Origin of the sequence: Halomonas sp., assembly GCF_031581305.1 — a bacterium.
Classification (GTDB): domain Bacteria; phylum Pseudomonadota; class Gammaproteobacteria; order Pseudomonadales; family Halomonadaceae; genus Halomonas.
Map to the genome: position 1 here is coordinate 1 of NZ_JAVLBC010000143.1, position 8,224 is coordinate 8,224.

At 62.2% G+C, this 8,224-nt stretch carries 9 protein-coding genes and 1 pseudogene; 3 read left to right on the forward strand and 7 right to left on the reverse strand.

Going from position 1 to position 8,224, the window contains the following annotated elements; genetic code table 11:
- Positions 1-126 precede the first annotated feature (126 nt).
- A complete protein-coding gene (gltX, locus tag RI841_RS11915; RefSeq protein ID WP_310705817.1) occupies positions 127-1,605 on the reverse strand; it encodes a glutamate--tRNA ligase in 1,479 nt (492 codons plus the stop codon).
- A 159-nt stretch (positions 1,606-1,764) separates the two neighbouring features.
- Here gltX and RI841_RS11920 point away from each other — a divergent pair, with 159 nt between their 5' ends.
- Together RI841_RS11920 and RI841_RS11925 are read left to right on the forward strand one after the other, a co-directional pair.
- Positions 1,765-2,505 carry an SDR family NAD(P)-dependent oxidoreductase gene (locus RI841_RS11920; protein WP_310705818.1) on the forward strand — a complete coding sequence of 247 codons (741 nt, stop codon included), beginning with the start codon at positions 1,765-1,767 and terminating at the stop codon, positions 2,503-2,505.
- Positions 2,506-2,626: 121 nt separating this feature from the next.
- Positions 2,627-3,214 carry a helix-turn-helix domain-containing protein gene (locus tag RI841_RS11925; RefSeq protein ID WP_310705819.1) on the forward strand — a complete coding sequence of 196 codons (588 nt, stop codon included), beginning with the start codon at positions 2,627-2,629 and terminating at the stop codon, positions 3,212-3,214.
- 4 nt (positions 3,215-3,218) lie between these two features.
- Here RI841_RS11925 and RI841_RS11930 read toward each other — a convergent pair whose 3' ends face one another.
- From RI841_RS11930 to RI841_RS11940, 3 genes are all read right to left on the reverse strand, one after another.
- Positions 3,219-3,773 (reverse strand): hypothetical protein, encoded by a 555-nt coding sequence (locus RI841_RS11930; RefSeq protein ID WP_310705820.1) that lies wholly within the window; start codon positions 3,771-3,773, stop codon positions 3,219-3,221.
- Between the two features lie 100 nt (positions 3,774-3,873).
- Entirely contained in the window at positions 3,874-4,197 is a 324-nt protein-coding gene (locus RI841_RS11935) for a TraR/DksA C4-type zinc finger protein (RefSeq protein WP_310705821.1), read from the reverse strand.
- A 187-nt stretch (positions 4,198-4,384) separates the two neighbouring features.
- Positions 4,385-4,624, reverse strand: a complete 240-nt coding sequence (locus tag RI841_RS11940) for a hypothetical protein (RefSeq protein WP_310705822.1) — start codon at positions 4,622-4,624, stop codon at positions 4,385-4,387.
- Positions 4,625-4,911: 287 nt separating this feature from the next.
- Between RI841_RS11940 and RI841_RS11945 the strand changes: the two genes are divergently transcribed.
- On the forward strand, positions 4,912-5,115 hold the full coding sequence (locus tag RI841_RS11945) for a cold-shock protein (RefSeq protein WP_310705824.1): 204 nt from the start codon (positions 4,912-4,914) through the stop codon (positions 5,113-5,115).
- Between the two features lie 128 nt (positions 5,116-5,243).
- Here the strand turns inward: RI841_RS11945 and RI841_RS11950 are convergent, their stop codons facing one another.
- From RI841_RS11950 to RI841_RS11960, 3 genes and pseudogenes are all read right to left on the reverse strand, one after another.
- Positions 5,244-5,906 carry an SOS response-associated peptidase gene (locus RI841_RS11950; protein WP_310705825.1) on the reverse strand — a complete coding sequence of 221 codons (663 nt, stop codon included), beginning with the start codon at positions 5,904-5,906 and terminating at the stop codon, positions 5,244-5,246.
- A gap of 1,037 nt (positions 5,907-6,943) precedes the next feature.
- Entirely contained in the window at positions 6,944-7,705 is a 762-nt protein-coding gene (locus tag RI841_RS11955) for a DNA adenine methylase (protein WP_310705826.1), read from the reverse strand.
- Between the two features lie 132 nt (positions 7,706-7,837).
- Positions 7,838-8,224, reverse strand: a pseudogene (locus RI841_RS11960) (capsid portal protein); the annotation flags it as partial.

Consider the following 8,224-nt stretch of genomic DNA (forward strand, 5'->3'; position numbering starts at 1 on the left):
AACCCCTTCCCGGACTTCGTCCGGAGCCGTAAGCCGTAAGCCGTAAGCCGTAAGCAAAGAGGCTGCTTCCGGTCACCCGGCATGGGACTAAGGTTGCCTTACAGCTTACCGCTCCCCGAAGGGGCTTTACAGCTCTCTGTATTCCTTCTCGAAGCGCTTGGCCTGCTTCTTGGAGACGCCACCCAGCACCTCGATGGCATGGCGCAGGCGCGCCCGGGTCATGTCGGAGCCCAGGATCGCCATGGCATCCATCACCGAGGTGCTCGAACTGGAGCCGGTGATGGCGATGAACACCGGGGCCAGGAAGGCCTTCATCTTCAGCTCGAAGTGGCTGGCCAGCGTCTTGACCTCCTCCAGCAACGCCGCCTTGTGCCAGGCCGGAACGCCCTCGAAGCGCCACACAAGGAACTGCAGCAGCTTGAGCAGTTCCTCGCGGGAGAGCTTGATCTCGTCGAAGCTCTCCTCCTCGATGGCTGGCAAGCCCGAGAAGAAGTGGCCGGCCAGGGGCGCCACCTGGGAGAGCGTCTCCACCCGTGGGCGCACCTGGGGCAGAATCTGGCTGACGTACTCTTCGTTGAAGGCCCACTCCATCAGCGCCTTGAGGAAGGCTTTGTCGTCGAGCTCTTCACGAATATAGACGCCGTTGAGCCAGGTCAGCTTCTCCAGGTCGAACACCGGCCCGCCCAGCGACACGCGCTGAATATCGAAATGGCTCATCATCTCGTCCAGGCTGAACTTCTCACGCTCGTCGGGCATCGACCAGCCCATGCGACCCAGGTAGTTGATCACCGCCTGGGGCAGGAAGCCCATGCGCTGATAGTAATTGATGGACGTCGGGTTCTTGCGCTTGGAGAGCTTGGACTTATCGGGATTGCGCAACAGCGGCATATGGCAAAGCTGCGGCATCTCCCAGCCGAAATATTCATAGAGCAGCTGATGCTTGGGCGCCGAGTTGATCCACTCCTCGCCACGCAGCACGTGGGTGATGCCCATCAGATGGTCATCGACCACATTGGCCAGGTGATAGGTCGGCATGCCGTCGGACTTGAGCAGAATCTGGGCATCCACCTGGGCCCAGTCGACCTCGATCACACCACGCAGCATGTCATCGACCACGCAGCTGCCGGTGGCGGGGACTTTCATGCGCACCACATGGGGCCAGCCCGACCGCTCGCGGTGCGCCTGCTCCTCTTCCGGCAAGGCGAGGTCGGCGGGCTTGAGGGCCAGGTGCATGCCGGCGGCCTTGCGCTGCTCACGCAGCTCATCGAGCTCCTCGCTGGTGCGGTAGCACTTGAAGGCATGGCCGGCCTCGATCAGTTGACGAGCATACTCCCCGTAGATGTCGCCGCGCTCGCTCTGACGATACGGGCCATGAGGGCCGCCCACATCGGGACCCTCGTCCCACTCCAGCCCCAACCAGCGCATCGAGTCGAGGATCATCTGTTCGGACTCGGGGGTCGAACGCACACGGTCGGTGTCCTCGATGCGCAGGATGAACTGGCCGCCGTGCTGGCGAGCGAAACAGAGGTTGAACAGGGCGATATAGGCGGTGCCCACGTGGGGGTCGCCGGTGGGTGACGGCGCAATACGAGTACGTACGGTCATGTCGTCCTTGGTCCTGTCGAGGGTGTGGGGCCTGCCCTCCCGAGAGGGCGAATGCCACGCATTATACGCACCTGGCTGGCGCCGGGCAGCCGTGGCCGGGAATCATTCCCCCGCGTCGTGGTCCATGCTTGAGGCAATACCGCCCACACAAGGATCCTCATGCTCTCGCGACTTCCCGATGGCTTCACGGCCTTGGTCACCGGCGCTTCCGGCGGCATCGGCCGCGCCGTCATCGATGCCTTGCTGGAAAGCGACCGACCCGGCCGGGTGATCGGCGTCAGCCGCACCGGCCACCTGCATCCTGACCCTCGCTTCGAGTCCCTCGCCCTGGACGTCAGCGAGCCGGAGGGCCACGTGGCCCTGGAGCAGGCCCTGGGCGCCGCCCCACTGCACCTGGTGTTCAATGCCATCGGCATGCTGCACGACGAGCGTCTCGGCATCGGCCCCGAGAAGAAGCTCGACGACCTGGACGCCGAAGCCATGAGCCGGCTCTACCATGTCAATGCGATCATCCCGGCATTGCTGCTCAAGACCTTGCAGCCTGGCCTCAAGGGGCGCCATCCGGCGCTGGTCGCAAGCCTCTCGGCACGGGTCGGCTCCATCGGCGACAACCGGCTGGGCGGCTGGTACGCCTACCGGGCCAGCAAGGCCGCCCACAACATGCTGCTGAAGACCGCCGCCGTGGAACTGCGCCGCCTCAATCCCCAGGTCAGCGTCACCTGCCTGCACCCGGGCACCACCGATACCGCCTTGTCAAAACCCTTTCAGTCGCGAGTCCCGGCGGAGAAGCTGTTCACGGCGGCGTTCGTGGCCGAACGACTGCTGGCAGTACTGAACGACTGCGGGCCCGAGCAGAGCGGTACCTTCCTCGACTGGGCCGGCGAGCCCGTGACCTGGTGAGCCCCGGTGGCGAGACCGCTCGCCAGCAGATTAGAGCGGAATTACCGTTGATGGCTGCACTTGCACCGTAAAAATCGATCGCAGAAGATCACACGCCTCATTCATTCCACAGGATGCTGAAATGGATACACTCGGTCCTCGGATCAAGGAACTTCGGCTGGAGGCCGACCTCAACAAGGCGGCCCTGGCGCGCAGGGTCGGGGTGTCCGATGTGACCATCTCCTACTGGGAATCCGGCGCCATCCGGCAGATCGGCCACGAGCGGCTGGTAGCCCTGGCCCAGGCCTTGAACTGTCCGCTGTCACGTCTGCTCGAGGAAGCGGGCACCCAGGCCTCGCCACTCTACCTGCGCAGCCACCCACCGCTGCCCTGGCAGGATGGCCGGCAGAAAGGCATCGACCTGCCAATCGAGATGGTGCCTGGTCAGCGCTGGGACGGCGACTGCCACCTGGTCACTCCCGCCCCGGGGGAGCACTTCGACTTCCTTGTCGAGGGAGACCTGGTCGCCATCGCCCCCAGCGACATCTTCCGTGAGCCCGGGCTCTACCTGATCGACGATGACGGCACCCTGGCCATCCGCCGGGTTGACCAGAGCCCCACCGGGGAGCTGATATTCCAGAGCGAGCACAGCGACGAGACCATGCCCTGGACCCCGGCCTGCCGGCTGGTCGGCAAGCTGGTGGCCCACTGGCGCGTCCAGCCTCTGTAAGGGATCACTCCACTTCCAGTACCTCAACGTTATCGAGGGTGCGGCGCGTCTCGCTGCCCACCAGGAAGCGCTGACGGTAGCGAGCCACCTGCCCCAGCCCGTGACGTGACTCCTGCACCAGGGGCCCGCGTAGATGCTCGTTCTGCTCCCCCAGGCGTTCACGGACTGATCGCGGCTGCACGCTTCCCTCCTGCACATCGACCGTGACGCGGTAGCCGCCATCCGGCAGCCCGCTCCCGGGCCCAAAGGGGCCGGCCTCGAAGCCGCCCGCCTCCACCGACACACGTTCGCGCCAGCGCACGCCGCTGAGCTCGCGCTCCACCAAGACCTGCAGGCGGGTCGCCTCGGGCAGATTGGTCTCACCCTCCACCGTCAGGCGCCGGTCGCTGCCCAGGGTGGACGAAAGATCGATCATCACCGGCTGGTCGAAGGGCGGCACCTCGGGCGCCTCGGGCGAGGTCTCCGCCGGCTCGCGGGTCTCGGCGGTGGTGGCCGTCTCGGTAGGCTCAGACGCCACGTCCTCCTCGCCACCGCTGCACCCGGCCAGCCACAGCAGCATCAGGCCCGTCCCCATTGCTCGATACCACGCCGTCATGCATGCCTCCCGCCAAGTCGATAGGAGACCAGACTATCATCATTCCCGGGCATGACGCGTCCGCTCAGCGCAGGTCGGCACAGTCGCGACAGAGCGTGGTGTAGGGTACCGCCGTCAGCCGGCGCGCATCGATGGGCTCGCCGCACTGCTCGCAGAGATCGCCTTCGCCGTCGTCGATTCGTTTGAGTGCATGCATGGCCTGGCGAAGCTCGTCCTCGGCCTCCTGCTGCAGGGCCTCGATTACGTCGTCGTTCTGCAGCTCGATGGACTGGTCCTCCATGTCCTTGTCCAGCGGACCGCCCCGCTGCTCCTTGTGGGCCTTGTAGCGCTCGAACCGATCGATCAGCTCGTCGCGCAACGCTTCCAGTTTTTGCTTCCGATCCGTCATGACGTCGCCTCCTGTCATCGCCGGCAGTGCCGAAAGGGCACTGCTCTGCTTCCTTCTAGATACCCCATGGATAGCACATTGCGTCTTGCTCCAGGGTGATGAGGGTCAAGCCGCCGCTCTCCCGTCCTGGGGATAATCCCCTTGGGCGTGCGAGGACGCGTTACGTGCGTTTAGCGAGAGGTCATCCTCAGGCCATGCCCAGGGCGTCATACCCCTCCTGGGTCAAGGTGATGCGCTCAGGCTCGTCGCTGCCCCGCGCCCGGTCGACGGTGATCAGCCCCTCGGCCTCCAGGGCATCGATGTCCTCCAGCACCTCCTCCAGCAAGCTATCCTCGCCCGGGTGACCGAAGGGCGAGGCCAGCACTGCGCCGTGCTGCAGCACGCGGGACAGCAGCTCCACCTGGTGTTCGGTAAGGTTGCCACTCATGCTCTGCTCCTTCTGATGAGGCTGGGCGTCGGTCAGTATGGACGAAAGATGTCAGGTGCGTCCTCGGCCACCTCCTCTGCCATGCCGGGAGGCACGGAAAACACACAAGGCATTGACGCCGACCGTCATCCATGACACTGTATTGTCAGTTGGTTAGCAAGATGCATATTGTCAGTAGTAGTCGAATCCTTTCGGTTGTCTGGTTATATCCCCTTGTTTGACCCACTAGCACTCGGGGCATTACCCGGTAACTCGTAACAAGCGCATAGCGCGAAAGGAGACAGAATATGTCTACTGGCACAGTCAAGTGGTTCAACGACGCAAAAGGCTTCGGCTTCATCACCCCGTCCGACGGTGGCGATGACCTCTTTGCCCACTTCTCAGAAATCAAGGCAGACGGCTTCAAGTCCCTCCAGGACGGCCAGCAGGTCTCCTTTGATGTGGTTCAAGGCAAGAAAGGCCTGCAGGCTTCGAACATCGAAGTCATCTGATCGCCGATCAGACAGACCTATCGCGTCGCAAGACGTCGAGCACCAAGGCCCGCTGATGCGGGCCTTGGTGTTTCTGTTTCTGCGTGTCGGCTTGTCCCACACCGGCCATTATGACCGGCTCCATCCTCTCAATGAGGAGCCGGCTCCAGCAATTCGGCGCCCTCGTTGCCGGGCCGGTTCACCCGTGTACTCACAGGCCAGTGAGTGAGCCTGTCGGCAGGCAAGTGATGCACCACCTGGCGGAGCGTCTCGCGCTCGGTCAGTTGCGGGTCGAGCCACGGCGCCAGACACTCCTCATCCAAGGCCAGAGGCATGCGGGGATGGATCTCGCTGGCCACGCCCCGGGCCGGCTCAGTGAGAATGGCGCAGCCCGGCCTGCCATCCGGCCGCTCGCTCCAGATGCCCGCCAGCCAGATCGGCTCGCGATCCTCACGGCACAGGAAGTGCGGCTGCTTTCTCCCGTCGATCGGCAGCCACTCGTACCAGCCATCCGCGGGCACCAGGCAGCGGTGATGAGCGAAGGCTCCACGGAAGTAGTTTGACGTGGCCACCTTCTCGACGGTGGCGTTGATGGGTTCGGGGGCCGTCTCCTTCGCCCAGTGCGGCCGATAGCTCCACCACACCTCGTCCATCACCAGCGGCGCCTCATCGCCGGGATGGCGCACCACGGTGATCCAGGTCCCCGGCGACACGTTGTAGCGTGGCGACAGTCCCCTCGCCTCCACCAGCGGCAATCGCAGGGAGGCCGAGAGCCTGGGACAAGAACTATAGAGAGCGAAGCGGCCGCACATAGATCACCCAACCAGCTACAACCAACCATCACTGTAGACCTGGAGATGACTACGAAACACGGGGTAATTCAGATAGCCACACCACGCGAGTACTGAACCACGCATCGCACAGAGTCAGAGAAGACTCAATGCCATCGTCGGCTGTGCTTGGATGTTGCCACTCATGAATTGGCCAGAAATAGACCCGTACTGGTAGAATAACCGCCTTCCCGACCGACACCCCCATGATGCCGATGCCCCAGCTCGACCGTACTTTCTCCGTGGCGCCGATGATGGATTAGAGCTGACCCCCGCCACTCCCGCCTTTATCGCCATTCCGTACCAGATTTCTACCAAAAACTTTCCTTTTTTTCCTCGCTGACCCTGTTGTTGCCGCGAACTAGCTCGTGCGTGTACGACGCGTGCACACACGTCGTGCGCGAGGGGAATCCTAGAATCCGTGGGGGTCTCGGAAAAAGGTAACAAAGGTAACGGGTTCCCGAAAATCGACCTAAGATAATGATTTAAAAGTCATTCGAACAGGTGTTCAAAAGGTAACAAAAAGGTACTGAAAAGGTGATGCGTTACCTTTTTGAAAGGTCACAGAGAGAAATTTCTCTATCCTTTAAAATCAGAGGCTTAGAAGCCCGTTACCTTTTGCGGTACCTCTTGTTACCTTTTAAAGGTAACGGTAGAAATCAATAAAATCAGATAGATACAAGCAAAAATCGACCAAGTTACCTATGTTACCTTTTTCCGAGCCCCCCTCACCTTCTCAAATTGGGCCGATCACCCACGGACCTCCTGCCTGCAGTCGAATCCGCATAGAAACGCAAGCCACTACAGGTACTTAGGCCAGTATGGCGCAGCGCATCCGCCGGGCCGCGCCCATAGTGCGTATATGCATAAAAACAAAATTATTTAGAGCGCAGGCGGGGCGGGGTGTCGACGGCGCGCGCTGGGGCGCTGCCGGGCCGGGGCGGGGTCGCCCTGGTCTGTCGAGCAGGAACAAAAAAGCCGCCCTGCTGGGCGGCTGCGGTGGCGACGAAAGCCTCATGTTAACGATTGCTGATGATGAGCTCCCCGCGCTTTCCGGTGGCCTGCCTGCCGACGGTGTAACTGATCTTCGTGGTGCGGATCACGAGGCCGTCGAAAGACTGCCGCATTTCAGGAATGTCGTTGACGCTGATCACCACCTGACCCTGAGCGTGGCGAGCCAGCTCCGCCATCCGATCGTACTCCTGGAGACTGAACTCACTGCCATAGCCAGCGGTACCCCAATACGGTGGATCGAGATAGAACAGTGTCCCCGGCCGATCGTAGCGGCGCATGCACTCCCCCCAGTCGAGATGCTCAACCACAGTGCGGGATAAACGCAGGTGGGCTTCGCTAAGGTCCTCTTCCAGGCGGAGTAGGTTCAAACGGGGTGGGGTGGTCGCAGAGGTTCCAAAGGACTGCCCATGCACCTTCCCCCCGAAGGCGAGCTTCTGGAGGTAGAAGAACCGAGCCGCCCGCTGAATATCGGTGAGATGGCGCGGGTCCACCTGCTTCTGGCTCATGTACTCCTCCCGGCTGACCAGGCTCCACCGAAACTGCCGGATCAGCTCATCGGGGTGGTGCTTGACCACCCGGTAGAGGTTCACCAGGTCGCCATGGACATCATTGATGACCTCGACCTGGCTCGGCTCCTTCATGAAGTACACGGCCGCCCCGCCACAGAATGGCTCGACATAGGTGGTGTGCGCCTGGAAGAGTGGAATGATCTGCTTGGCGAGTCTGCGCTTGCCTCCCATCCATGGGAGGATCGGTTTGTTCGTCATCCTTAACACCTGTTCATTTATACAGCTTTTGAGTATGATGAAGCTGTTGCTCGAGGAGCGTGGAAGGCTCCCCAGCGATCAAGGATGAACGCGAGTGACCTGCGCCCGTTGACTAACGTCACGGGCGCTTTTTCATTTTGTGGGATCAAGCCTCGGGGCACCGGAGTCGCCCTCGAGCGAGTAGGGCCGGAAACGGACGATCTCTTCGCCGACGATCTCGTTGATCTCGCGCAGGGAAGCCTGCAGCGGCTCGAGCTCGTTGGCCACGAACACGCGCGCGGCCTTCTCAACGTCGCCGAAACCGCCGGTGTTGCTGGGGATGATGCCCATCAGCTGCGGCGGGATCCGGTGGCCGGCCAGCTGGTCATCCCGGGTGATGTTCTTGATGTTCCAGAACTCGTCCTTGGCCGCGACCTCGCTGACCGGGATCACCTGCACCCCATCCTTCTTGCCCCCGGGGGAGTAGAGAAACAGGTTGCGGAAGTTGCCCGGGCCTTTCGAGTTTTTCAACGCTTCGCG

Bases quoted from the DNA above. Each gene is read 5' to 3' on its own strand.
- gltX (WP_310705817.1), bottom strand. From the start codon at position 1,605: ATGACCGTACGTACTCGTATTGCGCCGTCACCCACCGGCGACCCCCAC.
- RI841_RS11920 (WP_310705818.1), top strand. From the start codon at position 1,765: ATGCTCTCGCGACTTCCCGATGGCTTCACGGCCTTGGTCACCGGCGCT.
- RI841_RS11925 (WP_310705819.1), top strand. From the start codon at position 2,627: ATGGATACACTCGGTCCTCGGATCAAGGAACTTCGGCTGGAGGCCGAC.
- RI841_RS11930 (WP_310705820.1), bottom strand. From the start codon at position 3,773: ATGCTGCTGTGGCTGGCCGGGTGCAGCGGTGGCGAGGAGGACGTGGCG.
- RI841_RS11935 (WP_310705821.1), bottom strand. From the start codon at position 4,197: ATGACGGATCGGAAGCAAAAACTGGAAGCGTTGCGCGACGAGCTGATC.
- RI841_RS11940 (WP_310705822.1), bottom strand. From the start codon at position 4,624: ATGAGTGGCAACCTTACCGAACACCAGGTGGAGCTGCTGTCCCGCGTG.
- RI841_RS11945 (WP_310705824.1), top strand. From the start codon at position 4,912: ATGTCTACTGGCACAGTCAAGTGGTTCAACGACGCAAAAGGCTTCGGC.
- RI841_RS11950 (WP_310705825.1), bottom strand. From the start codon at position 5,906: ATGTGCGGCCGCTTCGCTCTCTATAGTTCTTGTCCCAGGCTCTCGGCC.
- RI841_RS11955 (WP_310705826.1), bottom strand. From the start codon at position 7,705: ATGACGAACAAACCGATCCTCCCATGGATGGGAGGCAAGCGCAGACTC.